The 23,906-nt window shown below is 44.0% G+C and carries 24 protein-coding genes; 13 read left to right on the plus strand and 11 right to left on the minus strand.

From position 1 onward, the window contains the following. Positions 1-77: 77 nt before the first annotated feature. The 3 genes from gluQRS to sfsA form a co-directional block, all read right to left on the minus strand. Positions 78-1,025 (minus strand): tRNA glutamyl-Q(34) synthetase GluQRS, encoded by a 948-nt coding sequence (gene gluQRS / locus BB427_RS17230; protein WP_069022168.1) that lies wholly within the window; start codon positions 1,023-1,025, stop codon positions 78-80. Between the two features lie 10 nt (positions 1,026-1,035). Further along, on the minus strand, positions 1,036-1,479 hold the full coding sequence (dksA, locus tag BB427_RS17235) for an RNA polymerase-binding protein DksA (RefSeq protein ID WP_039491461.1): 444 nt from the start codon (positions 1,477-1,479) through the stop codon (positions 1,036-1,038). Between the two features lie 174 nt (positions 1,480-1,653). Further along, the gene (gene sfsA, locus BB427_RS17240) at positions 1,654-2,373 is read right to left on the minus strand and encodes a DNA/RNA nuclease SfsA (protein WP_039491458.1); all 720 of its coding nucleotides are present in this window, start codon (positions 2,371-2,373) and stop codon (positions 1,654-1,656) included. A gap of 76 nt (positions 2,374-2,449) precedes the next feature. Here sfsA and pepB point away from each other — a divergent pair, with 76 nt between their 5' ends. Then, a complete protein-coding gene (gene pepB / locus BB427_RS17245; protein ID WP_010378789.1) occupies positions 2,450-3,745 on the plus strand; it encodes an aminopeptidase PepB in 1,296 nt (431 codons plus the stop codon). A 53-nt stretch (positions 3,746-3,798) separates the two neighbouring features. Here the strand turns inward: pepB and BB427_RS17250 are convergent, their stop codons facing one another. Continuing rightward, on the minus strand, positions 3,799-4,218 hold the full coding sequence (locus tag BB427_RS17250; protein ID WP_010378791.1) for a CBS domain-containing protein: 420 nt from the start codon (positions 4,216-4,218) through the stop codon (positions 3,799-3,801). Between the two features lie 137 nt (positions 4,219-4,355). On the opposite strand from BB427_RS17250, the gene BB427_RS17255 reads away from it, so the two are divergent. Beyond that, positions 4,356-5,009, plus strand: a complete 654-nt coding sequence (locus BB427_RS17255) for a DUF2987 domain-containing protein (RefSeq protein WP_069022170.1) — start codon at positions 4,356-4,358, stop codon at positions 5,007-5,009. Positions 5,010-5,030: 21 nt separating this feature from the next. Here the strand turns inward: BB427_RS17255 and BB427_RS17260 are convergent, their stop codons facing one another. From BB427_RS17260 to gpmM, 5 genes are all read right to left on the minus strand, one after another. Further along, the gene (locus tag BB427_RS17260; protein ID WP_069022172.1) at positions 5,031-5,504 is read right to left on the minus strand and encodes a GNAT family N-acetyltransferase; all 474 of its coding nucleotides are present in this window, start codon (positions 5,502-5,504) and stop codon (positions 5,031-5,033) included. Between the two features lie 9 nt (positions 5,505-5,513). Beyond that, positions 5,514-6,257 (minus strand): divergent polysaccharide deacetylase family protein, encoded by a 744-nt coding sequence (locus BB427_RS17265; protein WP_069022174.1) that lies wholly within the window; start codon positions 6,255-6,257, stop codon positions 5,514-5,516. Positions 6,258-6,338: 81 nt separating this feature from the next. Beyond that, complete coding sequence (locus BB427_RS17270) at positions 6,339-7,550, minus strand: S41 family peptidase (protein WP_069022176.1); 1,212 nt, start codon at positions 7,548-7,550, stop codon at positions 6,339-6,341. 38 nt (positions 7,551-7,588) lie between these two features. Beyond that, positions 7,589-8,734: a murein hydrolase activator EnvC family protein gene (locus BB427_RS17275; protein WP_069022178.1), complete on the minus strand. Its 1,146-nt coding sequence runs from the start codon at positions 8,732-8,734 to the stop codon at positions 7,589-7,591. 12 nt (positions 8,735-8,746) lie between these two features. Next, entirely contained in the window at positions 8,747-10,288 is a 1,542-nt protein-coding gene (gene gpmM, locus BB427_RS17280; protein WP_010607579.1) for a 2,3-bisphosphoglycerate-independent phosphoglycerate mutase, read from the minus strand. Positions 10,289-10,565: 277 nt separating this feature from the next. Between gpmM and BB427_RS17285 the strand changes: the two genes are divergently transcribed. The 5 genes from BB427_RS17285 (at position 10,566) to BB427_RS17305 (ending at position 13,385) form a co-directional block, all read left to right on the plus strand. After that, positions 10,566-10,997, plus strand: a complete 432-nt coding sequence (locus BB427_RS17285; RefSeq protein ID WP_069022180.1) for a rhodanese-like domain-containing protein — start codon at positions 10,566-10,568, stop codon at positions 10,995-10,997. A 12-nt stretch (positions 10,998-11,009) separates the two neighbouring features. Further along, positions 11,010-11,267 carry a glutaredoxin 3 gene (gene grxC / locus BB427_RS17290; protein WP_069022190.1) on the plus strand — a complete coding sequence of 86 codons (258 nt, stop codon included), beginning with the start codon at positions 11,010-11,012 and terminating at the stop codon, positions 11,265-11,267. Between the two features lie 84 nt (positions 11,268-11,351). Next, entirely contained in the window at positions 11,352-11,840 is a 489-nt protein-coding gene (gene secB / locus BB427_RS17295) for a protein-export chaperone SecB (RefSeq protein ID WP_010607582.1), read from the plus strand. Between the two features lie 3 nt (positions 11,841-11,843). Continuing rightward, positions 11,844-12,851: an NAD(P)H-dependent glycerol-3-phosphate dehydrogenase gene (gene gpsA, locus BB427_RS17300; RefSeq protein ID WP_010607583.1), complete on the plus strand. Its 1,008-nt coding sequence runs from the start codon at positions 11,844-11,846 to the stop codon at positions 12,849-12,851. Positions 12,852-12,947: 96 nt separating this feature from the next. After that, on the plus strand, positions 12,948-13,385 hold the full coding sequence (locus tag BB427_RS17305) for an energy transducer TonB (RefSeq protein ID WP_045990305.1): 438 nt from the start codon (positions 12,948-12,950) through the stop codon (positions 13,383-13,385). 54 nt (positions 13,386-13,439) lie between these two features. On the opposite strand, the gene BB427_RS17310 is transcribed toward BB427_RS17305, so the two are convergent. After that, positions 13,440-13,736: a hypothetical protein gene (locus BB427_RS17310; RefSeq protein ID WP_045990304.1), complete on the minus strand. Its 297-nt coding sequence runs from the start codon at positions 13,734-13,736 to the stop codon at positions 13,440-13,442. 127 nt (positions 13,737-13,863) lie between these two features. Between BB427_RS17310 and BB427_RS17315 the strand changes: the two genes are divergently transcribed. The 6 genes from BB427_RS17315 to msrB all read left to right on the plus strand — a co-directional run bounded on the left by BB427_RS17315 (position 13,864) and on the right by msrB (position 21,840). Then, on the plus strand, positions 13,864-14,598 hold the full coding sequence (locus tag BB427_RS17315; protein ID WP_069022192.1) for a TrmH family RNA methyltransferase: 735 nt from the start codon (positions 13,864-13,866) through the stop codon (positions 14,596-14,598). A gap of 64 nt (positions 14,599-14,662) precedes the next feature. Continuing rightward, positions 14,663-18,052 carry an AAA family ATPase gene (locus BB427_RS17320; RefSeq protein ID WP_069022182.1) on the plus strand — a complete coding sequence of 1,130 codons (3,390 nt, stop codon included), beginning with the start codon at positions 14,663-14,665 and terminating at the stop codon, positions 18,050-18,052. Between the two features lie 18 nt (positions 18,053-18,070). Next, positions 18,071-18,796, plus strand: coding sequence for a cell division protein ZipA (zipA, locus tag BB427_RS17325; protein WP_069022184.1), 726 nt, complete (start codon positions 18,071-18,073; stop codon positions 18,794-18,796). A gap of 66 nt (positions 18,797-18,862) precedes the next feature. Then, positions 18,863-20,881 (plus strand): NAD-dependent DNA ligase LigA, encoded by a 2,019-nt coding sequence (ligA, locus tag BB427_RS17330; RefSeq protein ID WP_069022186.1) that lies wholly within the window; start codon positions 18,863-18,865, stop codon positions 20,879-20,881. Positions 20,882-20,885: 4 nt separating this feature from the next. Then, positions 20,886-21,398: a DUF2919 domain-containing protein gene (locus tag BB427_RS17335; protein ID WP_045990300.1), complete on the plus strand. Its 513-nt coding sequence runs from the start codon at positions 20,886-20,888 to the stop codon at positions 21,396-21,398. 1 nt (position 21,399) lies between these two features. After that, positions 21,400-21,840 (plus strand): peptide-methionine (R)-S-oxide reductase MsrB, encoded by a 441-nt coding sequence (gene msrB, locus BB427_RS17340; protein ID WP_069022188.1) that lies wholly within the window; start codon positions 21,400-21,402, stop codon positions 21,838-21,840. A gap of 22 nt (positions 21,841-21,862) precedes the next feature. Here msrB and BB427_RS17345 read toward each other — a convergent pair whose 3' ends face one another. After that, on the minus strand, positions 21,863-23,494 hold the full coding sequence (locus BB427_RS17345; protein WP_039491432.1) for a response regulator: 1,632 nt from the start codon (positions 23,492-23,494) through the stop codon (positions 21,863-21,865). Positions 23,495-23,906: the final 412 nt, after the last annotated feature.

Here is a 23,906-nt window from a genome sequence, read left to right on the forward strand (position 1 = left end):
TTCTAGTCGTTGTGAACCACTGCTTTTGTCTTAAAACAGGTCGCATTTAAGGCTCGCTATCATATACTCAAATGAGACTAAATTGAAGTACTTGAAAACAGTGGGCGAAAAGCAAAATCGCCATTTTCTAGAGAGTCTAGTTGAATTTCCTGTACTTTAGGAACGCTATCTAGACTAAAAATATCAATAGCGTGAGTCAGTAGTGCGTCAACATCTTGATAATTATGGAGAGAATCAACCGGCACATGCAAATAACGCAGCGCGGCATAAAGGGTTGGTAACGGGTTATGGTTATCAATAGCTGGAGCATGATTCTGCTTAGATAACTTAAATCCGGGCTCTGCGACAGCCAGTGGTACGTGAGCGTACTCAGGTGATGGCTGATTGAGTTGTTGAAATAAACTAATTTGTCTTGCTGTGGGTTCTAGCAGGTCGGCACCACGCACGATATGACTAATCTTTTGCTCTATGTCGTCAACGACCACCACCAGTTGATAAGCAAATAAGCCGTCGCGGCGTTTAACGATGTAATCTTCATGCGCAATTGCAGGGGGAATGACAACCATGCCTTGTATTGCATCATTAAATTCAGTAACTGGACAGCGCTGCTGTAGGCGCAAAGCATTATCTTGCCAACTTAGCGCTAAAGCTCGGCAATGATTGTTATAAAACCCACCCATTGCTTTAATTTGCTTTCTAGTACATTGACACGCATACACAAGGGAGTCTGATTTTAGTGTCGTCAAATAGGCTTGGTATAGGGCATGGCGCTGCGATTGATAGACAACGTCTTCATCCCAGTAAAGGCCATATGCTTCAAGAGTGGTTAATATATTGTCGGCAGCACCCGCAACTACACGCGGTGTGTCTATATCTTCGATGCGAACGAGCCATTTACCTTGATTGACTTTTGCATCTAGATAGCTAATCAGGGCGGCCACAAGAGAGCCGAAATGAAGCGGTCCGGAAGGCGAGGGAGCAAATCGACCGCGATAGCTCCCAGTTTGCTTTAAGCTTGGGGACACAGGGCTGAGATTATCCTCTGCCTTGTTGTTTTTCTTTGATTTCTGCGAGAGATTTACAATCAACACAAAGATCAGCTGTTGGACGCGCTTCTAAACGGCGAATGCCGATTTCAATACCGCACGACTCACAATAGCCGAAATCATCATCTTCGATAAGTTGAAGTGTTTTCTCAATTTTCTTGATTAGCTTACGCTCGCGGTCGCGAGTACGCAGTTCAAGAGAAAACTCTTCTTCTTGCGCTGCACGGTCCACAGGATCAGGAAAGTTTGCCGCTTCGTCTTGCATGTGTGTCTTAGTACGGTCTACTTCATTACGTAGATCGGCACGCCATGCTTCTAATATCGCTTTGAAATGAGCACGTTGTGCTTCATTCATGTATTCTTCGCCTGGCTTTTCTTGATAAGGTTCTACACCGGCTTGAGCCAATAACCCTAGTTTTTTCTGGTCTGGCATACCATTCTCCTAAATCCTTAATACATAACCCCAGCTTTCGCCGGCGGGTATAAATAGCAAAATCTTTACCCCTTAGCAAACACTTTTTTACTGCAAATGTCAGCCACTTTTTTCAATGTTTAACTATTTGGGGGAGAAAACTATCACGGCTATATGTGGGCAGCATGAAAAAAGTCAAGCGTAATCAAAAGGAATTTCTTCAATTAATTGTACTTGGTTGTCGTCAATATGCGCTCGATAAGCAATGATTTCTACTCCATGAGAAATTGCTTCTTTTACTAACGCTGCATATTTTTGATCGATATGACTGGCTGGTTTGACACAATTGATCCCTGTATGGAGCGCGGCAAACAGTAACACCGCACGATGACCTTGCTGTTTTATGTGGATTAATTCTCTAAGATGTTTTTGACCTCTTAAGGTTTCTGCATCAGGGAAAAAACCTTGCTGTTGCTCAAGCAAAGTCACCGACTTTACTTCAACGTAGCAGAATTGCGAGGATTGTCCATTTTCGAGGTTGCTCAACAAAATATCAATTCGGCTATTTTCAGCCCCGTATTTCACCTCAGTTTGAAGTGTTTTGTAGCCTTGCAGTTGCGTTATTCTTCCTTGCTCTATGGCCTCAACAGATACTTTATTAGCCACCGCTGTATTTACACAAATAAAATGACCATCATTATCTTGCGTCAGCTCCAACGAATGAATGTACTTTCGTTTAGGGTTATCGCTGGTGGAATAATAGGCTGTAAATCCCGGGTCTGCACAGTTGGTCATTCTACCCGTATTGGCGCAGTGTACGGTGAATTCGTCACCACTTGGGGCGCGTAAGTCGACAAGAAAGCGTTTATATCGTTTGAGCAAGGTTGCTTGCTGTAATTGCCTAGAAAACTTCATTGGTCGCTTTAGGTTGGGTGTATTTAGTGGCTAGTGTACACTTAACCACACTTACAAGCACAAGAGTGAAAAGAGAATGTCAGAGAAATTTATTGTACGACTGAGTGAAGACGCAAAACCAGAGTATTTATCTGCTGGTGCTGCATTGTCGTTTGAAAAGGACGGTGCTTTTATCCATTTACAACAAGACGAAACGCTGAAGAATATTCAAAAAGCGGCTCGTAGCATCGCACAACAAGGGATTAAACAAGTTCATCTAGAAGGTGACTTGTGGTGTACTGAATCTCAATGGGCTTTTTATCAAGGGTTTGTGTCACCAAAAGCGTTAGATGGTGTGGTGTTTGTTGACAACGACCAGTCAGATCTAAAAGAGCTTGATGCATTAAAAGCATCGGCAACATGGATGCGTCAGATGATCAACGGCACGGCCGAAGACATTTATCCTGAAAGCCTTGCTGGAAAAGCGGCTGAGTTTATTCAGTCATTGGCACCTGAGCATGTTAGCTATCAAATCATTAAAGGCGACGCGCTGTTAGAGCAGCAATGGATTGGTATCCACGAAGTGGGACGCGGCAGTGAGCGTCCACCAGTATTGCTTGAGCTTGACTACAATCCGACGGGTAATGATGACGCTCCAGTTAGCGCTGCGCTTGTGGGTAAAGGGATCACGTTTGACTCAGGTGGGTACTCGATTAAGCCAAGCGAAGGCATGCTTACGATGAAGTGTGATATGGGTGGTGCGGCAACCGTAACGGCTGGTTTAGCGCTGGCTATTCAACGTGGTTTTGACCGTCGTGTTAAGTTGTTCCTATGTTGTGCTGAAAACCTTATCTCAGGCCATGCCTATAAGTTAGGTGATATTCTTACCTACAAAAATGGTACCACAGTGGAAATCGTAAATACCGATGCAGAGGGTCGCTTAGTGCTTGCTGATGGCTTGATGGCTGCCGGTGAAACAGGCGCAGAGCTTATTATTGATGCCGCGACATTAACGGGCGCAGCGCTCGTTGCTGTAGGACAAGAGTACAATGCGTTATTTGGTTTAGACAAAACACTTGTCGGTGATGTGCAGCAGTTCGCGAGTGACGAATTTGAAGCCGCGTGGCCATTACCTCTAGAAAAGTGGCACCAAAATAACTGTCCATCGCCTTATGCGGATACAGCTAACAGCCGAGCACAAAAAGGTGGCGGCTTTGGTGGTGCATCAAATGCAGCGGGTTTCCTATCTCGCTTTGTGCCAAATGAAGGTCAAGGTTGGGTGCATATCGACCTTGCAGCTTCTTTCCAAAATAGCGCTAGTGGTCAATGGGCTGCGGGTGCAACGACGTTAGGTATGAGAACCGTAGCGAGAACGCTCCAAGAAAAAGCGTAATCATGCTGATTGCCGGGTGTATTCCGCGGAATACACTCGGTTTATTACCACGTTTAAGACAAAAGTGCAGCAGCGAGCCGCACAAAGTCTGATGATGTTAGTATTCCAACCAGTTTGTTTTGCTCGTCTACCACAGGCATACAGCCATGGCGATTATCGACAAAAAAGCGCACCACATCTTGTAGTGATTGACTTGGGCGCACGCTCGCAAAATCGGTCGCCATAATATCTTGTACTTTTGTTTGCTTTTCTTTTCTGGCAAGCGCATTTGCGCCATAGGTTGCCATTATTCCCATTACCTTTGCGATCATAATTTTTTGCGTGAGCATACCAACTAAGGCTCCAGCTTCGTCAATCACAGGAATGTGACGAACATTTTTTTCTTTCATTAAATTGTGCGCATCTTGCAAGGTATTTTCAGCAATCACTGCGAACGGATCTGGGGTCATTAAATCAGCTACGGTTTGGGTCATCTGCTACTCCTTTTCACTCCATATGCTTATGTTGAGTTTAGCCTGATCTATTTGGCATGTATGGAATTGAGATCAAGTTTTGAACTATTTCTCGAAGGACTCCTCTTATGAAGATAACAATAAGAAAGGATAACCCAATGAAAAAGTTACTGATGTTAGGTGCTGTTGCGAGCTTACTTTGCAACTCTGTTTTCGCCGCTGAGCGAAGTGTTGAATATGGTGAGATTAATCAAATTCTAGATTTAATCGCCAACAAAGCGCAGTCGCAATATATCTTGTCTAAATTTACAGTGGAAGTGAAGCAGCCTGATATCGCGCTAGAGGATATTAAGCTATGGCTGGAGCAAGATGGCAAGATCATTGCTGATGGTATCATAGATAAAGACGGCAATATTGACCTACCTATTCTCCCGCAGTCACGTGCTGATAAAGTTAATTTAGTGATCAATCAAGAAAAAGATGCTGTTGCGATTATGGTCAATACGGATATAGCGCCGCTGACTAAGCTGCGGGTTATGTATCGCGATTTGTTTATCCTTTTAGAGGATATGGACGCTTTTGTTGAGTTGATGGCAGGTAGCTTGTCTTGGCTTGCTCCAAGCTTTGATGAACTAGAGTTTACATTTACCGAACCTGCATCAATCCAGTTTGTGGATGCAAAAGGTAAAACCCAAAAGTTTGTGACGGATGATGAGTTTAAGATCCAAATCCCTAATAAGAAAAAGTGGATGAAGCAAAACCCATCCTTGCAATTTAGTGCCTTACCAACGCAGTTTGCGCCCATAGACTAGGGAAGATAGTCCGTATGCCTGCTAGTAGGCGGGCATATCCTTTTCCATCAGGTAGTTGGTTAACACTTCGCCTCGAACCTTCACTTGTTGTTCCTTTATCACTTGGAAGCCAAAATGTTCAAAGAAAGGTTTAGCCGTTTTACTAACATGAGAAAATAAACGCGTTGTGTTGGTTATTTTGCTGTGTTCTAAGAGTGCGAGCATAAGTGCTTTACCTATGCCTTGGCCTTGATGTTCTGCATGGCAAAAAAAGTGATCAATAAGGCCGTCGGTTTGGATATCGGCAAAGCCAACAATTTTACCATTTAGCACGGCGACGAGGGGTTGATTGCTCCTTAATCGGTCTTGCCAGCCTTTATCGACAACGTCGCTATGTGCCCATGCATTAACTTGGCTATTGGAGTAATGCTGTATATTTACCGAGCGTATAGTGTCAAACATAAGCTTGCGTAACTCGGCTTCTTCGCCGCTTTGAAACTGTCTGATGATAATCATTGTTAATCTTTATTCTTGGAGTCTTAATTGCCCGGAAATAGCATGCTGCTCAGCAATTTCTGCAAGTCGTACGTATTTTTGTTCAACCAGTTGAGACACGGGAACAAGTTTGGCGTCAATACTTTCAAGCTCTGCTAACTTGGCTGCAAGAAAGGCGGCGGTTTCCTTATATGGGTGTGCAATGATAATAACATGCTCGTGATTATCAAGTAGCTTAAGCATATGTTGCCACTGCTTGTTGAGCGCCTCAGTGGATACATCATTGTCTAGAAAGACCTGTCGAGCGACGTTTTTTACGCCGTAAAGGTTGGCAGCATATTGGGCTTGACTGTGGCTAGTGGTACGGCTATCCAAAAAGTATAATCCGCGCTTTTTTAGTATTTCCATTGTCCATTTCATTGGCTCTATTTGTTCGGTTAATGCTGAGCCCATGTGATTATTTACGCCTTTAACCTGAGGTAGCGTCGATAGCGCATTGCCAAGTGTCATTTGCAACTGCCACTTTTCCATATCGATAGTTAATGCGCCCGGGCCAAGGGCCTTTTCCGTGTCTTGTGCCTGCATTGGCACATGTAATAAAAGCTCGCGTTGTTGGCGGCTGGCTGCAAAGGCAAATTGTTGAGAAAAAGGGGTATGGGGCAGGATCGAAAAGGTGATCCCACCCGGTAAAGACAGCAACTCTAAGTCACGTTGGTGATTGCCAATGTCGTCTATAACAATGGCAAATTGTTTTGCCGGCACTGCAAAGGTCATGCAGGCCAGTATTATCCCGATTATTTTTTTTAGCACACAAATTATTATTATAGTTTACAGCCCTACAGGACCGTTTTTTATTTACTGTGATTGAACTAACGCTAGCGCCTTAGGCCAATGCGAGGCAAGCTGTTCAATACCTGTTGTTTTGATTGATTCTTCACCAGTGATTATAGCGCTTTTATCCAACAGGGAAAGCGCTTGTTTGGTAAAATATACATCTGGCTCTATGCCTTTACCTTCAATTGATGTACCCGCTGGTGTGTAGTATCTCGCTGTCGTTAACTTTAATGCTGTAGTACCATTGCCAATCGGGATCAAGGATTGCACTGAACCTTTACCATAGGAACGTAAGCCAACGACTAAGGCACGTTTATTATCCTTGAGTGCGGCCGCTAAAATCTCGGCAGCTGAAGCGGAATTATTGTTGATTAATACCAAAATAGGCGCACCATTTAAAATATCTCCCCGCTTTGCAATGTAAGCCTGATTGGCGTCATAGAAGCGGCCTTTGGTCGTGACGATTGTGCCACTATCTAAAAAAAGATCTGAGATTGCCACTGCGCTATTAAGTGTACCGCCGGGGTTGTCACGTAAATCAATAACCAGCTTTTTCAATGGACTGCCTAACTGTACTTGTAGTCGGTTTATGTGTCTTGCAACATCGTGATAGGTGTGATGATTAAAACTGTTGACGCTTAAAAAACCGGTACCGTCGTTTAAGAGTTTACTAGCGACACTTTCAATAACTATCTCTTGACGTTTAAGCTCAAGTGCAACCAGCTCGTCTTGTCTTAATACTACTAAATTGATGAGGTTTTTATTTGCAGCTTTGAGTAGGGCAGACACTTCTTCTATCGATTTACCCGCGACATTAGCGCCATTGATTGCGTGGAGTTTATCACCGCTCTCTATGCCTGCTTGGGCTGCTGGTGAATTGGGCAGGGTATCCAAAATAACCACGTAATTATCTTGCTCTTCGACTTCAATACCAAGCCCCGTGTAGCGTCCATTTGCTGCACTGAAGATGGATTCCAAGTCTTCCTCGTTGAGGTATTTAGAGTAGGGGTCTAAATTGTCAAAGAGGCTCGACAAGTTGCCTGCGTTGTAGCGACTGAGAGGTAAGTCTTCAACATAATAGGTGTGAATATGATACAGGATTTCATCGATTTCTTGAGCCGAGAACTTTTGTGTAGACGCGTGACTAAAAGCGCTAAAACTTAACAAAAGCAGGAAGCTTAATAATGCAACATAGCGCGCTGCAAGCGCGTAAAAACGGATTTGTCTATTCATGTGCTGCTCCTCATCAAGGTGCAGCACGGGTTATTCAGTTAACTGGATCTGCACCATTTTATCGGATCTACAGCGCTTCCCTTATGCCGTATTTCAAAGTATAGACCAGGATCTCTTTGTCCGCCGCTTTGTCCTACCAATGCGATCACTTCACCACTGCGAACTTGATCGCCAACATCGCGAAGCAGCGTTTGTGCGTGGCCATATAGACTCATAAAACCATGACCATGATCGAGCACAATAACCCAGCCAAAGCCATTTAACCAATCTGCATACACGACTTGACCGGGAGCGACACTCGCAATTTCAGCCCCTTCTTTTGCGCCAATGAGGACGCCCTTCCAGTTCATGCCAGCATGCTTGCTTTGGCCGAATTTATACTTAATTCGACCTCTGGTCGGTAAACTCATTTTGCCTTTTAGTTTGGTTAGTCCATCCAAGCGTACTTCGGCTTCTCTTTGCGCTTTGGCAAGCTCTTCTAACGTTTGGATTAAGGTTTGCTCATTTTCTTTTAAATAAGCGATAGCAGAGCGTGTTTCACTGAGTTTGTTATTTAGGTTTGCAAGCTGGTTTTGACGTTCTTGCTGCGCCTTATTGAGCGCTTCTAAGCGTTCATTCTGATGGTTTTGTAGCGCTTCTAAGCGTGCTTGTGTTCTTGCTAACTCAGCTTGAGTCTGTGCCAATTCTTGGCCGATAGATTTGAGCTGTTCGAGTTGTTTAATGCGCGCTTTATTTAGGTAATCATAATAGGCAATGGTGCGCTCTAGCTTTGTTGCATGCTCTTGATTAAGTAACATTCTAGAATAATCATGAGAGCCCGTCATGTAGGCACTTTTTAGTTGAGCCGCAAGGATCTTTTCAAATTTTTTCTTGTCGTTTAACAGCGTGATTTCTTGCTTTTTAAGTTCGGCCTGCTCAGTTTGGTTTTCTTTGATCCCGATTTCTGTGAGTGAGATAGCTTTGGCACTTTTGGCAATATCAAGTTCGAAGGCTTTGAGCTTTGCTTCGTGACTGTTAATTTCACCGCGCTGCTTTTCTAATGCTTGTTGGCTCGCTTTAAGCTGTTGCTGAACTTCGCTTAAGTCTTGTTTGGTTCTAGATTCGTTGGCAACAGCGCCCGCTGTTGCCATAAGTAGCGCCGCACCGAGAAGTGCGGCATAGTGAAATGTCGTTTTTAACGGCATACAGGCAGGCCGTTATTTTAAACGCATAATTGGAGTGCCTGTCATCTCGCTAGGCTGCTCCATACCAAGTAAATGCAGCATTGTTGGTGCAACATCGCTTAGGGCTTTTCCTGCTTGTGGCTCTGCATCACGACCTACATAAATAAATGGTACAGGCTCACTAGTGTGTGCTGTGTGAGCTTGGCCCGTTTTCGGGTTTTGCATTTGCTCAGCATTGCCGTGGTCTGCTGTGATCAGAGCTTCACCACCGGTTTCTTCTAACGCTGCAACCACACGACCGATACACTTATCAACGGCTTCACATGCTTTAACTGCGGCTTCGAATACACCTGAGTGTCCAACCATATCACCATTCGGGTAGTTACAGATAATGACGTCAAATTCACCGCTATGAATGGCTTCAACTAACTTATCCGTTAGCATTTCCGAGTTCATCTCTGGCTGCAAGTCGTAAGTGGCGACTTGTGGAGAAGGAATAAGCTCACGTTTTTCACCTTCAAAGAGATCTTCGCGACCGCCGCTAAAGAAGAAAGTGACATGGGCATATTTTTCCGTTTCTGAAATACGCAGCTGAGTTTTGTTGTGCTTAGCTAGCCATTCACCTAACACATTGACAAGTGCTTCAGGCGCGAAAGCGATAGGGGCTTTAATATCGGCAGCGTACTCAGTCATCATAACAAACGCACTTAGGTCCGGTGCTTTGCGTTTTTCGAAGCCGTTAAAGTCAGCATCGACAAAAGCACGGGTCATCTGGCGCGCTCGGTCTGCACGGAAGTTCATAAAGATAACTGTATCACCATCATTGATAGTTGCAGCGGGTTGCCCAGCTTCGGTGATCACAGATGCTTTAACAAACTCATCATTTTCATCACGCGCGTAAGCTGCTTGTAGCGCTTCAACACCATTACTATAAGTAAAATCAGCGTCGCCACTTACCATCAGGTTATAAGCAGACTCGACACGGTCCCAACGATTGTCACGGTCCATAGCATAGTAGCGGCCAATAATAGACGCTAGGCGGCCACAATTGAGTGACTGCATCAAGGCTTCCATTTTCTCAATTGACGCTTGTGCGCTACGAGGTGGTGTATCGCGGCCATCCAAAAATGCGTGCAAATAAACGGTTGCACCGCGCTCAGCTGCTAATTTAATTGCTGCAACAATGTGGTCTTCATGGCTGTGAACGCCTCCTGGGCTCAATAATCCCATTAGGTGAACGGCTTTGCCCTTTGCCACGGCTTTGTCGATATTCTCAACCAGAGCTGGGTTGTGCTCAAACTCACCATCGTCAATCGCCTTAGTGATCCGCGTGAAGTCTTGATAAACCACACGTCCTGCACCGAGGTTAACGTGGCCAACTTCGGAATTCCCCATTTGTCCATCCGGTAGACCAACATCAAGGCCTGAACCTGAAATCAAGGTGTGCGGAGCAGAGCGCCATAGTTCATCTAATACTGGGGTATTGGCTGCTAAAATAGCATTGCTCTCGCTTTCTTCGCGATAGCCCCAACCGTCTAAAATCATTAATACCAATGGCTTTTTCTTAGCTGTCATTTGCGCTCCTGAAATCCTGAATTAGGCACGATGTTGATGTCTTATAGCAAACGCTACAAGGTTAGATTTACTAACTTGGGCTGCAGCGCTGCGATAAGCTTGCTCTGGTTGCTGGTAAGTAGAATACCTGTTTTTGTATGAATATTCAGCCCCACAGTGATGAATTATCAACTTTGAGATTGATATTTGCTCATGTTGAACAAGTCTGTTTTGTCGAGAATAAAGCAGGTATACTTGCTGCCACTTTATCGTTTAATAATTTTTGGTTGATAAATTAATGGAACAATACGTTGCGTTTTTAGGTAACCATCCGGTACTTAGCATCATTTGGGTTGTGTTAGCCGCGATGTTAGTGAGTAGTTGGTTTAAGAGTCAGTTTTCTAAAATTAGACAAATTAATCCCCAGCAGTTGACTATGCTTGTTAACCGCCAAGATGGTCAGGTACTCGATATGCGTGCAGCAAAAGAGTTTAATCAAGGTCACATTGCAGGTGCTGAGCAGGTGAATGCGGAAAAACTCAAGCAAAAAGATTTTGCAGGTCTTGAAAAACATAAATCTAAGCCCATTATATTGGTCTGTAACACAGGTATGACGGCATCTGCTGTTGCTGATAACATGTACAAAGCTGGATTCGAGCAAGTGTACGTATTATCAGGTGGTATTGGCGCATGGCAAAGTGCGGGTTTACCAATCTCTAACGGAAAATAACTGAGGTCTATGATGAGCCAAGTCGTAATTTACACCAAAGACTATTGTCCTTTTTGTCATCGTGCAAAAGCACTATTAGATGCAAAAGGTGTCACATACACTGAGTATGATATTGGCGCACAGCCTGAGCTTCGTGACGAGATGATCGAAAAAGCCAACGGTGGCTATACTGTGCCACAAATCTTTATCGCTGAGCGCCATATTGGTGGTTGCGACGATATGATGGCGCTTGAAGCGACAGGCGAACTCGATAAGCTATTACAAGCATAAGATTGATTGAGCTTTGGCTCAGCTTACTTTTTTATAATGACTGCTAAGAATTAGCAGGATCACAACAGAATTTAGGAAATTATCATGGCAGAACAAAACCAAGCAGCAGAACAACAACAAGAAGGCGCTCAGTTCAACATTCAACGTATCTATACTAAAGATGTATCGTTTGAAACGCCAAACTCACCAGGTATCTTCCAAAAAGAGTGGACACCAGAAGTTAAGCTAGACATGGACACACGTTCAGCAAAGCTTGATGACAACGTTTTTGAAGTTGTTCTAGCGCTAACGGTAACGGCAACTATTGGTGAAGAAACTGCATTCCTATGTGAAATCCAACAAGCTGGTATCTTTGCAATTGCAGATCTTGAAGAAATGCAAATGGCACACATGCTAGGCGCATTCTGCCCTAACATCCTATTCCCATATGCGCGTGAAGCGGTAGCTAGCCTAGTTAACCGTGGTACTTTCCCACAGTTAAACCTTGCGCCAGTTAACTTTGACGCATTATTCGCTCAGTATATGCAGCAACGTGCGGCTCAAGCACAGCCTGAGCAAACTGCTGACGCATAATTGATGAGTACAGCAAAATCAGCTGTAACTGTATTGGGGGCGGGGTCTTATGGCACCGCCCTTGCTATTTGTTTTGCCCGAAATGGTCACCAAGTGACACTGTGGGGCCGCAATAGCGAACACGTTGAGGCGCTAGCAGCTGAGCGCAAAAACCAACGTTATCTTCCTGACATCCAGTTTCCAAACACGCTTGAACTTGAGGCCGATTTAGAAACGGCTGTTAAGTCTAGCGAGCGTATTTTGGTGGTTGTGCCAAGTCATGCGTTTGCAGACACCTTGAAGAAGATTAAACCTATGCTACTTGAGAATGCAAAAGTAGCTTGGGCAACCAAGGGGCTTGAACCAAATACTGGGCGATTATTGCAAGAGGTTGCATTGGATGTGTTAGGTGATGATGTGCCGCTGGCGGTGCTAAGTGGACCTACTTTTGCAAAAGAAATGGCCGCAGGATTACCTACTGCTATTTCAGTGTCTTCGATTTGTGCAAAGTTTCGTGAAGAGCTCGCAGAGCTGTTGCATTGCGGTCGCTCGTTTAGGGTGTATAGCAACGAAGACTTTATTGGTATTCAGCTCGGTGGTGCGGTCAAAAACGTTATCGCAATTGGCGCGGGCATGTCTGACGGCTTTGGTTTTGGTGCGAATGCCAGAACGGCGCTTATCACCCGAGGACTCGCTGAACTTTGTCGTTTAGGATGTGCGTTAGGCGCGCGCTCTGAAACCTTTATGGGTATGGCAGGGCTTGGTGATCTCATTCTCACTTGTACGGATAACCAGTCGCGTAATCGCCGTTTTGGTCTTGCACTTGGCTCGGGAAAGTCGGTCGATGAGGCGATGTCGAGTATAGGTCAGGTGGTCGAAGGCTATCGCAATACCAAAGAAGTTTATCTACTTGCTAAACGCACTGGTATTGAAATGCCTATCACTGAGCAGATCTATCAAGTGCTTTATGAGCAAAAAGATGTGAAAGAAGCCGCAATGGCGTTGCTTGGTCGCGAAAAGCGAGCTGAGTGAGCTGCCTATGGAAACCAAAGCAACTATTGCTTTGGTTTTCCAATGTATAAGAAGTAGAGTGGAACCTCTATTTGATAAGTATAAAAAGGAGTATTTATGAAAATTCAATTATTGATTGGTTTGCTGATTTTAGGCAGCTGTTGGGAAGCTGCAGCAAAGACAGTATATGCTGATATAAAGTCAACCCAGTTAAGCCCATCTATAGAAACCTCCATCTGGCAAAAGAAAGGTAATAGCACACCTAAATATCCACTAGCATTAGCAAAGCGCAAGCTTGCTGGATGTACCGTATTCAAGGTGATGATTGATGCTGATGGCAAAACTGACGATATAGAACTAATTGCTAGCATTCCATCCAAAAAATTGGCTAAGCACGCTAAACAACTTATTAAAAGTTGGCAATGGTCTCCTGCTGATACACAGCACCTTGGGCGGGAAGAAAAGTTGATGAGAATTGATTTTTGCCTGGGCGGTGCCGATTTAGCTGACGCGCAAATGCGTTGTGAAGCTCAAGCAAAATTGGACTGTGAATAAATAAAAACCCGTTAGCTTAAACTTCAAATTAAGTAAATTTGGGGAGTGTAATACTTACTCTCCAAACTTAATGTTATAGCGACGCTTAAACCACAGTAAAAATGGGATTTCAATCACGCTAAATGCGACAATCGTAAACACCACCCAATTACTCTTAAAAAACACTAACGAAAATTCGATATCCTTACCATAGTACAAACTTCCTGACACGGCTAAAGAAACCGCAGTAACCAATAAATCTTGTTTGCTGATACTGGCGAGACTTTTCTCTTTCAACTTTGGGTAAACGAATACGTAGGCCACAAAAAGTAGAATAAAGTTGAGTAAAATAAGCGTTAGCTCAGGTGACATGATTACCTCTATGCCTTGTGTGTCATTCGGCACAAGATAACATAATTTCTTAGCTTAATGCCTCGTGGAAACGCTTTTTATCTGATACTGAACAGGTATAATGGTGAATCCAACTTTTGAGGTGCACATGATCTCCAAGAATCAACAAAAACTACTTCGTGCTTTAGGGCAAAAAAAATATCGCAAACAACATGGTCTGTATTTAGTACAAGGCGAAAAGAATGTGATTGAGTTAGTTGATGCTGGGTTGGTCGTTGAGCAATTGTTCGCGACCAAAGAGTTCATGACAAAGTATAAATCCAAACTCGTTAATATTGCCTGTGTAGAAGCAGAAGAAGATGTTCTGAGTAAAGTGAGTACTTTGGTGTCAAATAATGCGGCGATAGCGGTCGTTGCAATGCCGCCAGCAGAAGAAGTCAATACTGCTGGGTTGGTGTTAGCATTAGATGGAGTCTCAGATCCGGGTAATCTCGGTACCATTATTCGTCTTGCTGATTGGTATGGATTAACGCAGCTTGTGGTAAGCGAAAACTGCGCGGATCAATTTAACCCTAAAGTGATCAGTGCCACCATGGGCTCATTTGTGCGTGTTAATGTGGTGAGAACCGATCTCGAGGCCTTTTTAAAGCAATATCAAGGCGAGTGCTATGGTGCATTCCTTGGTGGTGAGAGTGTGCATCAGTGCCAATTTAGTCGTAATGCCGTGTTGGTCATGGGCAGCGAATCTCATGGTATTAGCGATACCATAGCGGCTCACATCAATAAAAAGGTGACTATTCCTGCGTTCGGTGGTGCTGAATCATTGAATGTGGCGATGGCTACCGGGATCATTTTGGATAATATCAAACGCTGTCATTGCTAACTCATAGATCTTACTAATGAATTGCCTTATTCTCAAAAGTAACCGCGAACAACAATAATAAGCTATGCGACTGAGTAGCATCAAACTAGCCGGCTTTAAATCTTTCGTAGAGCCAACCAAGATCCCGTTTCCTGACCAGATGACATGTGTGGTTGGGCCAAACGGCTGTGGTAAGTCTAATGTTATTGATGCAGTGCGCTGGGTACTGGGAGAAAGCTCTGCGAAAAACCTCCGTGGCGATGCCATGACGGACGTTATTTTTAACGGTTCAACCAAACGTAAACCTATCTCGCAAGCTTCTGTAGAACTGATTTTTGATAATACTCAAGGCCGGTTGCCCGGCACGTTTGCAGATCGTAATCAAATTGCCATTAAGCGCCTAGTAACGCGAGACGGCCAATCTCTTTATTTTTTAAATGGTAGTAAGTGCCGTAAGCGCGATATCACGGATATCTTTCTAGGTACTGGCTTAGGTCCTCGCAGTTACGCAATTATCGAGCAAGGGATGATCTCTCGCTTGATCGAAAGTAAGCCGCAAGAGTTAAGAGTTTTTTTAGAAGAAGCCGCCGGAATTTCAAAATATAAAGAGCGTCGACGAGAAACCCAAACTCGGATCAAGAGTACCCGCGAGAACATGGAGCGTTTGCTCGATGTTAGGCAAGAGCTACAGAGTCAGCTAGATAAACTGGCACTTCAAGCACAACAGGCGAGCGAATATAAGTCTTTAAAGTCGCAAGAGCGTGACTTAAAGTCGTGGATAGCAATTTTAAAGTGGCAAAGCCTTGAGCAAAAGCAGGCAATTAAAGCCAAAGAAATTGCCAAACTCAACGAAAAATTAGCATTTTTTAATGAAGCTCACAGTGGCCATGACAGCATTTTAGCGACGCTAGAACATGAAATTAAGCATTTCAATGATGGCTATGAGCAAGCACAACATAGCGTGCACCGAATTGAAACCCAGTTGGCAACGCTTGAGCAACAGAAAGTCAATCTAACTGATAAAAAGCGTCAGCTTATTGAGCAGTCTCAAATACTGAAATCACAACAGCAAGAAGTGATTGAGGCGCAAGATGAGCAAGCCGAGTATGTGGCGAGCAGCGCTGAAAAAGTCGCTGAAGTTTCTGAACGACTTGAAATTGCGCTATTGCAACTGGAAGAAATTCAACTCGCAAATGAGCAAAGTGACACAGAGCAAACTCAGTTAGAAGCGCAGTATAGTGGCGCACAGAAGCAGTACCAACAAATACATGCTCAGGTACAACAAGGGGCAAGCCAATTAGCGCAACAACAGCAAGCTAAACTGCACGTAGATAAGCGTCAGGCTGAGCTGCTGGAACAGGCTGACGCGCATCACGCATCTATGTTGGAAAGTGACTTGGCTGAAGCTCAGGATGCACATCATCAGCTGGTTCAAGCGATGGCTAAATTACAAAGCCAAGCTGGTAAGTTGCAAGGCCAAGAGCAAACCAATAAAGAAGAAATCTTACTGGCACAGACTCATGCTCAAAAAGCGCTTCAGGCGCTACAAGAAGTGCAATCTGAAATAAAAGCGTTATCATGCTGGGCAGATGAAGCGTCGGAGGCTTCATCTGCGACTATGTTATCGCAACTTGTTGTTGAGTCTGGGTATGAAGAATGCATGGAAGCGGCACTGCTTGGGTTGACGCATTTAGTCGTTGAGCAAAGCGAAATGAATACGCTATGGCCCATCGAACTCGAAGTTCCCATTGATTCCGTCGCGACAAAAATAAGCTCAGGACTGTTCCCCAGCTTTTTAACGAAAATAAAATTATGCGCTGAATCTACAGACTTTAAATCGTGTGAACAATTCCTTCTCGGTGTGACGGTCAGTGGCGTTATTGTGGGGGATAACTTTAAGGCCAAGGCGAAAAGCAATGAAGAGAGTGGCGCGTTAAAACGCTATGCCCAATTGCAGTCATGCCATACTCAGCTTCCTCATTTGCAACAACTCGCTGAAGAGGCTGAACAGGTTGTAGCACAAAAGCGTATTGCTCTTGAAGACACGCAAGCTGGTTTATTAGAAATACAGCAATGCGTTCACGAAAAAGCACAAGCAATCGCCAGCCATAAAACCAAAGTTGAAATGCTGGATGAGAATCTGAGCGCTTGGCGTGAGCAAGGACATAAAATTCAGGAACAGCTTGATGTCATTGTTCAAGAACGAGGCGAGGTCATCGAACAACTTGAACTTTATACTGAACAGCAATTACAACGTGATGAGCTGCTAGCGCAAGCACAACAAACACAACAACTGGCCGAGGCTAAGTTGACTGAGTTCAAACAACATAGTCAATCTCGACGCGCCGCATTACAAGACGCGCAGCAATTAGTTCATACCACTAAACTTGCGTCGCAGCAGGCAGAAAGTGAACTACAGCTCAGTAATTCTAAATTGGAACACTTACAACATCGTCGCGATGAAATAAACCAGCGCATCGAGCAAACACAAGAAGATATTTTGCTTTGTGAAGAGCCGCTCGCGGAGGCGCATGAAGACATTGAATTATTGCTCGCCCAACATCTAGAAGCCAAGGCACAAAAGCAAACGATGTTGGATACGCTTAACCAAGCCAAGGAAAACCTCTCCCAAAAACAAGCGGCATTAAAAGATGCACAAGGCGAAGTGAGTAAACTCAATGAGTCTTTGCAACAAGTGAAACTTGAAGAGCAAAGCTTGATGATAAAGGCGCAAGCGGCACTTGAACCCTTACAGGAGCTTGGTCGGACGCTAAAAGCGGAGCTGGCGCAATTACCTGAAGATGCAAATTTGGGGCAGTATCAAGCTAATTTGAGTAGAGTTAGTAATGATCTTGGTAAGTTAGGGGCTGTGAACTTAGCTGCAATTGAAGAGTTTGAAGAAGCGAAGGCACGCAAAACCTATTTAGATACACAACTGGATGATCTCACAAATGCGTTAGAAACGTTAGAGGCGGTGATCAGAAAAATTGATAAAGAGACCAAAACCCGCTTTAGTGCCACCTTTAATCAAGTGAATGAAGATTTAGCCGAGTTGTTTCCTAAAGTGTTTGGTGGGGGGAATGCATATTTAGAATTGACTAGCGATGACCTGCTTGAAAGTGGTGTTTCTATCATGGCAAGGCCGCCTGGTAAGAAAAACTCGACAATTCATCTGTTAAGTGGTGGAGAAAAAGCGCTGACCGCATTATCATTGGTGTTTTCAATATTCAGGCTTAATCCAGCCCCATTCTGTATGCTGGATGAAGTAGATGCACCGCTTGATGACGCAAACGTAGGACGATTCTGCCGTTTGGTTGAAGAGATGTCGCAAACGGTGCAATTTATTTATATCAGTCATAACAAGGTCGCTATGGAAATGGCGGGTAGACTGACGGGGGTAACCATGGCAGAACCAGGGGTGTCGCGCATGGTTGCCGTAGATATAGAACAAGCGGTGCAAATGGCACAGGCATAACAACAAAAAAGGTGAGCAATGGCCACAGAGTTAAGATGGGCATTAATCGTGATCAGTGCGTTGGTCATAGGCGGGTTACTCATACATGGACTTTGGTCTGTTCGTAAGAAGAGCAGCGATAAAGTGTCTAAAAAGGAGCCCAATGAACTCAAAGAGCAAACGTCGAATCACGATAAAGAGCCTGACGAACCTGAAATTGGAGAGATGACCTTTAGTGCGGTGGATGACGAGCCTGCGACAGAGGGCATTATAGCGACGGAAGAGCCTGAAACTGAGGTGCAAATCGAGAGCAGTGGATCTGAAGAGGCTGAGTCTGAAGAGAGTGCAATAGAGCCACAAGACTTTATTATTCTTCACGTTCATATGCCTGAAGGCCTGAAAATGGCAGGTTCAAGGTTGTTACCAACCGTGTTAAGCCTTGGGTTTAAATATTCTGATGAGGGCTTCTTCAATCGCCATTTAGAACCGTCTGGAAACGGTCCTGTGTTATTTAGATTGGTAAACATGTACAACCCAGGTACGTTTGATATCGATAACATGGAGCAATTTAGCACCGCTGGCATTAGCCTATTTATGACCTTACCTTGTGAAGGCGATAACTTGGCTGCATTTAATATGCTTCACAGTGCATCGAAAAAACTAGCTGAAGAGTTTGGCGCAACCGTACTTGATAAAGACCGCGAACCGTTAACGGTTGAAGCCGTGCGCGGTTATGTTGAAAAAGTGCGTGAATTCGCCGCTTAATCGCTACTTAGAATCATTTTTAAGCCACTGGCATCCGCTGGTGGCTTTTTACGTTTAGAGGTTTAAATGTCAGACAACATTGAAAGCCAAGTTGCAGCCCTGAGGCAGCAACTCGAAGATTACAATTACCAATATTATGTTTTAGATAACCCAAGTGTGCCTGATGCGGAATATGATCGTGTGATGCGCCAGTTGATGGCGCTTGAGCAGCAGCATCCTGAGTTACAAAGTCCTGATTCCCCATCGCAGAAAGTGGGTGGTGAAGCGCTTAGCAAGTTTGAGCAAGTAACACACAGAGTACCTATGTTGTCGCTTGATAATGCCTTCGACGAGAGTGAATTTACGGCATTTAATCGCCGTTTAAAAGAGCGCCTACTGACAAGTAAAGATGTTACTTTTTGCTGTGAACCAAAGCTCGATGGCTTGGCGGTGTCTATTTTGTATCGTGATGGTGTGCTCGTTCAAGCGGCGACAAGGGGAGACGGTCAAGTTGGGGAAAACATCACTGAGAACGTCAAAACCATTCGCAATATTCCGCTGAAACTGCGTGGAGAACATATTCCGCATGAAGTAGAAGTGCGTGGTGAAGTTTTTATGGATACTGCGGGTTTCATTAAACTAAATGAAACGGCGCAAGCGAAAGGTGATAAGACCTTTGCAAACCCAAGAAATGCGGCAGCAGGAAGTCTGCGTCAGTTAGACTCAAAAATCACCGCTAAGCGTCCGTTGATGTTTTATGCTTATTCTATGGGCTTAGTTGAAGGCGGTGAGCTGGCCAACGAGCATTATGCGCAACTACAGCAATTACAAGGTTGGGGCTTGCCAATGAGCCCAGAGACAAAGCTTGTCGATAATGCACAGCAAGCTTTGGCTTATTATCAAGATATCATGACACGCCGTGCTGAGCTTCCCTATGAAATTGATGGCGTTGTGATCAAAGTGAATGATAAAGCGCAGCAAGAGCAGCTTGGTTTTGTTGCTCGCGCGCCGCGCTGGGCGATTGCATTTAAGTTCCCTGCACAAGAAGAGATCACTCAGCTGCTTGATGTTGAATTTCAGGTCGGCCGTACTGGTGCTATCACGCCCGTTGCACGTTTAGAGCCTGTTTTTGTTGGTGGTGTTACGGTATCGAATGCCACGCTTCATAATGGTGATGAAATTGCGCGGTTAGGTGTAAAGATTGGTGATACCGTTATTGTACGCCGAGCTGGGGATGTGATCCCTCAGGTAACTCAGGTCGTTTTAGATAGGCGTCCTGATGATGCCAAAGAGATTGAGTTCCCAGATACTTGTCCGGTGTGTGATTCTCATGTTGAACGTGTTGAAGGAGAAGCGGTTGCGCGTTGTACTGGCGGTTTAGTGTGCCGTGCACAACGTAAAGAAGCAATTAAGCACTTTGCATCGAGAAAGGCCCTCGACATAGATGGCCTTGGCGACAAAATAGTTGAGCAGTTAGTTGAGCGAGAGCTTATCAAGACGCCTGCTGATTTGTTTATCTTAAAGCAGGGCCATTTTGAGTCTCTTGAACGTATGGGGCCAAAGTCTGCTAAAAACTTGGTTGCGGCGCTTGAAGAAGCAAAGCAAACAACGTTAGCCAAATTTTTGTATTCGCTTGGGATCAGAGAAGTCGGTGAAGCGACAGCACAAAACTTGGCAAATCACTTCCTGACGCTTGAAAAAGTGATGGCCGCCTCCATTGATACTCTACAGCAAGTAAGTGATGTTGGTGTTGTTGTTGCACAACACATTCATAGCTTTTTTGCCGAGCAGCATAATCAAGAAGTGGTAACTGCATTGATCGAAGTGGGTGTAACTTGGCAAGATGTTGCAGCACCGTCAGAGGATACACAACCTTTAGCAGGGCTAACTTATGTATTGACTGGAACCTTGAGCCAATTGAACCGCAACGATGCTAAAGCGAGATTGCAAGCGCTTGGCGCTAAGGTCGCGGGTAGTGTGTCGAAAAATACGGATGCAGTTTATGCCGGCGAAAAAGCAGGCTCTAAGCTCACTAAGGCACAAGAACTAGGTGTTGAGGTGTTCGATGAAGAGGCGCTGATCGCACTGTTAAACAAATACGAGTAGTAAAATGAAATCAGTAACACGATACGGCCCTGAATACTGGGATAAATATGGCGTTTATCGTACGCCAATCGCTTTTAATTTAGCGCTGGTTGTGTTGCTCCGCCCGTTGCTTATTTGGGTGTTTTCTGCACTTGCGAGACGCCCAGACTTGGATTTGATGTCGTTATTCTTTGAGTCTAAGTTTCACTTTTTTGTCGCGACAGGGATCGCTTGTATCGCGCTCATACCAACCGTTGTGTTTTCTCTTAGGCGACCAACAAGCTCTCCAAAGCTGGCAGCCGTCTGGCGTTATATGCGTTTGCCACTTATATTAACAGCGGTACTCGATTTAGCGTGGTTGATCCTGCAAGCTGGGAAAACCCATTATAGTTTTTCTCCTTATATTGCCGTACAAATTGTGTTGGTGAGTTGGGTACTTTTATATTTAATTAAAAGCCGCTATCTAAGTTGCTTTTTTGGCGATTGGCCACTTCCTGTTGAAGAGCAAAAGACAGAAGTAAACAAGAGAGAGAATTGAGATGTTAAAGTGGTTAGATATACTAAACTTTGCCAGAAATGGTAATCCTGTTGCTCCTCGCCGAGTTGAAAAATCGGACCAGCAATGGCAATCAGAGCTTGCACCAGAAATTTACATGATCACCAGGAAAAAGGGGACTGAACGCCCGTTTAGCTCACAAAGTTGTCAGCTTTTTGAATCTGGTAAATACTACTGTGTATGCTGTGGCGAGTTGTTATTCGATGCCGAAGAAAAGTTTGATAGTGGCTCTGGCTGGCCCTCGTTTACACAGCCTGCAGCAGTGGAAGCGGTTGCGTATCATGGCGATAAGAGTCATGGAATGACGCGCGTCGAAATCACTTGTAACGTGTGTGATAGCCACTTAGGTCACGTATTCCCCGACGGCCCTGAGCCAAGTGGACTGCGTTATTGTGTTAATGCCCTTGCGATGGAAAAGAAATAGCTCGATTGCGATAAACAAGTGATTACTCAAAGTCGAGTTTCATTTCATTTAGTTTAGCTTTGAGTTTACCGTAGCGGATCTGCTGTTCACTATCCAACTCAGACTGATTTAGCAAGGTAGTACAACGCTTTGCTAAATTGGAATTAAATGTACTTCCTGACTTAGCGCAACTATCACTCATACATTGCAGTAAATTCAGCGCTATTCCCGAGTTTTTAGGCATAATTCTAAATGCTTGAGTGAATGCCTCCAAAGCGGTTTCATATTGTCCTTTGTTAAACTGTGTGACCGCATGGTTATTGAGCTCTCTTGGGCCCATGGTGATCTCTTTTTTCTCTTGCTGCTGCTGATATAGATAGTGCATTGTGATGGGATCTGCGCTTGAGTTGTGGCGCTCACAGTGTGCAATAACTTGACTAAATAGCTCCTGAGCTTTGTGGTTTAATCCCACCTCATGTAGTGCTTTTGCTTTGTCTAAAGTGGAATCTACCGAGCGAATAACGGGTTCATCTTCTAACTGTTCTAGCAGTTGTTTCGCTTTTTTATGCTCATCTTTTAGATAATGGACGCGGGCGTTGAGGACATCGATTTGCGCTTGGGTTTGTGCGTTTGGAAATTGGTGCTTTAAATCACTCAGGTATTGTTGTGTCTGCCTTGTGAGACGAGTAACTTGGTCTGATTGATCGGTACTCAGGGCAAAGTCTATTCCAGCTCGTGCTGCATTCAAATACACTTCGGGTTTGTCATGGATCGAGTAGCGCGCGAAACTTGCGATATCTTTATGCGCTTTATAGCTGGCTTCATAGTCGTGATTAATTTGCGCAACTCGACCAAGTGACTGTTGCCTATTTATGTTTCTGGGTGCCATCTCAATTGCTTGCTCTAACAATTGTTGGGCATTCTCATATTGGTTGAGCTTTATTTCGAGTTTGCTCAATAAATCGAGCGCAGGAAGACGAGTTTCCGGTCGCTCGATTAAGGTTTTTAACATCTTTTGAGCAATAACATCTTCATTGTTGGTAATGAGCGCCTCGACCAAGCCTAGCTTTGCCCATGTAAACTTTTGCAGAGCCAAAACCGACTTGTAAAAAGACTTAGCTTCTTCTAGTTGATTAAGTCTGAGTAGAAGTTCTCCTTTTAGCTTTAGGAGTAGGGAAGTGTAGTTATGATCTTTGTTGTCTAGTTCTAGATCTAGCGCTTTTAAGGCCTTTGAATAGTTCTTATCGTCTACAAGCAAGTTTATATGCCTTAAAGCCTGTTTACGCTTTAAAACTCGTTCTATACGGTTTTGTAGTTCTTTTATTGAAAAGGGCTTAACTAAAAAGTCATCGGGTTGTAGTTCGATAATACTATGGACTAACTCGGGGCTAGTTTCAGAAGAAATAAAAATAAAAGCGGTACTTGAGCGAATTAACTGTTTGGACCGTAACTCTTCATAAAATTGATAGCCATTTTGCTTTTTTGCTAAACCAAAAGAGCATACGATGAGATCAAACTTATTGATAGTGCAAAGCTCTTTTGCACTGTCTGCACTTTCTGCAAATTTTAAATTTCTGAAATCTAACTGTTCTAAAGATTGTTTCATATAGCTCAATGCTAATGGTTGATCTTCAACGATTAACATTTTGGCATTTTGAATAGATGGAGCTGACATAGAAACAATTTTTAGACAATGGCTTTGCTTCTAGTCTAGTACTTAGGTGTAGTTTTGAAAACAAAAATTAACTCATTTTTAGTAGGTTAGTCTATTTAGCTTATCCCAACTATTTACTGAGGTTAGTGGCAAAATTGTTAAGGATATAACTAAAATTTGGGAGGCTAAGAAGAGTAACTAATTAGTTAATAAATGAGAAAAACGAGGTTGTTTCTATGGGCTTTATGGCAGGTTTAAATTTATTCAGTTTGATGTGCTGTTTGAGTATGTGACAAGTAACAATGACTATAAATAAAGTGAAAAAGTGTCTTGTACTAGATTTAAAGTTATGGTTTTAGCCTTGCTTAGACTTAGCGTGATGTTTTGTATCGGCCACTCTATCTAGAAAATAAAGTGGTGGGTTGTACTGGAC

The organism is Pseudoalteromonas sp. BMB (assembly GCF_001709235.1).
GTDB classification, from domain to species: Bacteria; Pseudomonadota; Gammaproteobacteria; order Enterobacterales; family Alteromonadaceae; genus Pseudoalteromonas; species Pseudoalteromonas maricaloris.

Excerpts from the sequence above, each read along its gene's own strand:
- BB427_RS17285 (WP_069022180.1), top strand. The coding sequence starts at position 10,566 with ATGGAACAATACGTTGCGTTTTTAGGTAACCATCCGGTACTTAGCATC.
- BB427_RS17255 (WP_069022170.1), top strand. The coding sequence starts at position 4,356 with ATGAAAAAGTTACTGATGTTAGGTGCTGTTGCGAGCTTACTTTGCAAC.
- BB427_RS17270 (WP_069022176.1), bottom strand. The coding sequence starts at position 7,550 with ATGAATAGACAAATCCGTTTTTACGCGCTTGCAGCGCGCTATGTTGCA.
- BB427_RS17310 (WP_045990304.1), bottom strand. The coding sequence starts at position 13,736 with ATGTCACCTGAGCTAACGCTTATTTTACTCAACTTTATTCTACTTTTT.
- pepB (WP_010378789.1), top strand. The coding sequence starts at position 2,450 with ATGTCAGAGAAATTTATTGTACGACTGAGTGAAGACGCAAAACCAGAG.
- zipA (WP_069022184.1), top strand. The coding sequence starts at position 18,071 with ATGGCCACAGAGTTAAGATGGGCATTAATCGTGATCAGTGCGTTGGTC.
- BB427_RS17265 (WP_069022174.1), bottom strand. The coding sequence starts at position 6,257 with ATGACCTTTGCAGTGCCGGCAAAACAATTTGCCATTGTTATAGACGAC.
- secB (WP_010607582.1), top strand. The coding sequence starts at position 11,352 with ATGGCAGAACAAAACCAAGCAGCAGAACAACAACAAGAAGGCGCTCAG.
- sfsA (WP_039491458.1), bottom strand. The coding sequence starts at position 2,373 with ATGAAGTTTTCTAGGCAATTACAGCAAGCAACCTTGCTCAAACGATAT.
- BB427_RS17260 (WP_069022172.1), bottom strand. The coding sequence starts at position 5,504 with ATGATTATCATCAGACAGTTTCAAAGCGGCGAAGAAGCCGAGTTACGC.
- BB427_RS17335 (WP_045990300.1), top strand. The coding sequence starts at position 20,886 with ATGAAATCAGTAACACGATACGGCCCTGAATACTGGGATAAATATGGC.
- gpmM (WP_010607579.1), bottom strand. The coding sequence starts at position 10,288 with ATGACAGCTAAGAAAAAGCCATTGGTATTAATGATTTTAGACGGTTGG.
- gpsA (WP_010607583.1), top strand. The coding sequence starts at position 11,844 with ATGAGTACAGCAAAATCAGCTGTAACTGTATTGGGGGCGGGGTCTTAT.
- dksA (WP_039491461.1), bottom strand. The coding sequence starts at position 1,479 with ATGCCAGACCAGAAAAAACTAGGGTTATTGGCTCAAGCCGGTGTAGAA.
- BB427_RS17315 (WP_069022192.1), top strand. The coding sequence starts at position 13,864 with ATGATCTCCAAGAATCAACAAAAACTACTTCGTGCTTTAGGGCAAAAA.
- BB427_RS17275 (WP_069022178.1), bottom strand. The coding sequence starts at position 8,734 with ATGCCGTTAAAAACGACATTTCACTATGCCGCACTTCTCGGTGCGGCG.
- BB427_RS17345 (WP_039491432.1), bottom strand. The coding sequence starts at position 23,494 with ATGTCAGCTCCATCTATTCAAAATGCCAAAATGTTAATCGTTGAAGAT.
- msrB (WP_069022188.1), top strand. The coding sequence starts at position 21,400 with ATGTTAAAGTGGTTAGATATACTAAACTTTGCCAGAAATGGTAATCCT.
- BB427_RS17250 (WP_010378791.1), bottom strand. The coding sequence starts at position 4,218 with ATGACCCAAACCGTAGCTGATTTAATGACCCCAGATCCGTTCGCAGTG.
- BB427_RS17320 (WP_069022182.1), top strand. The coding sequence starts at position 14,663 with ATGCGACTGAGTAGCATCAAACTAGCCGGCTTTAAATCTTTCGTAGAG.
- ligA (WP_069022186.1), top strand. The coding sequence starts at position 18,863 with ATGTCAGACAACATTGAAAGCCAAGTTGCAGCCCTGAGGCAGCAACTC.
- grxC (WP_069022190.1), top strand. The coding sequence starts at position 11,010 with ATGAGCCAAGTCGTAATTTACACCAAAGACTATTGTCCTTTTTGTCAT.
- BB427_RS17305 (WP_045990305.1), top strand. The coding sequence starts at position 12,948 with ATGAAAATTCAATTATTGATTGGTTTGCTGATTTTAGGCAGCTGTTGG.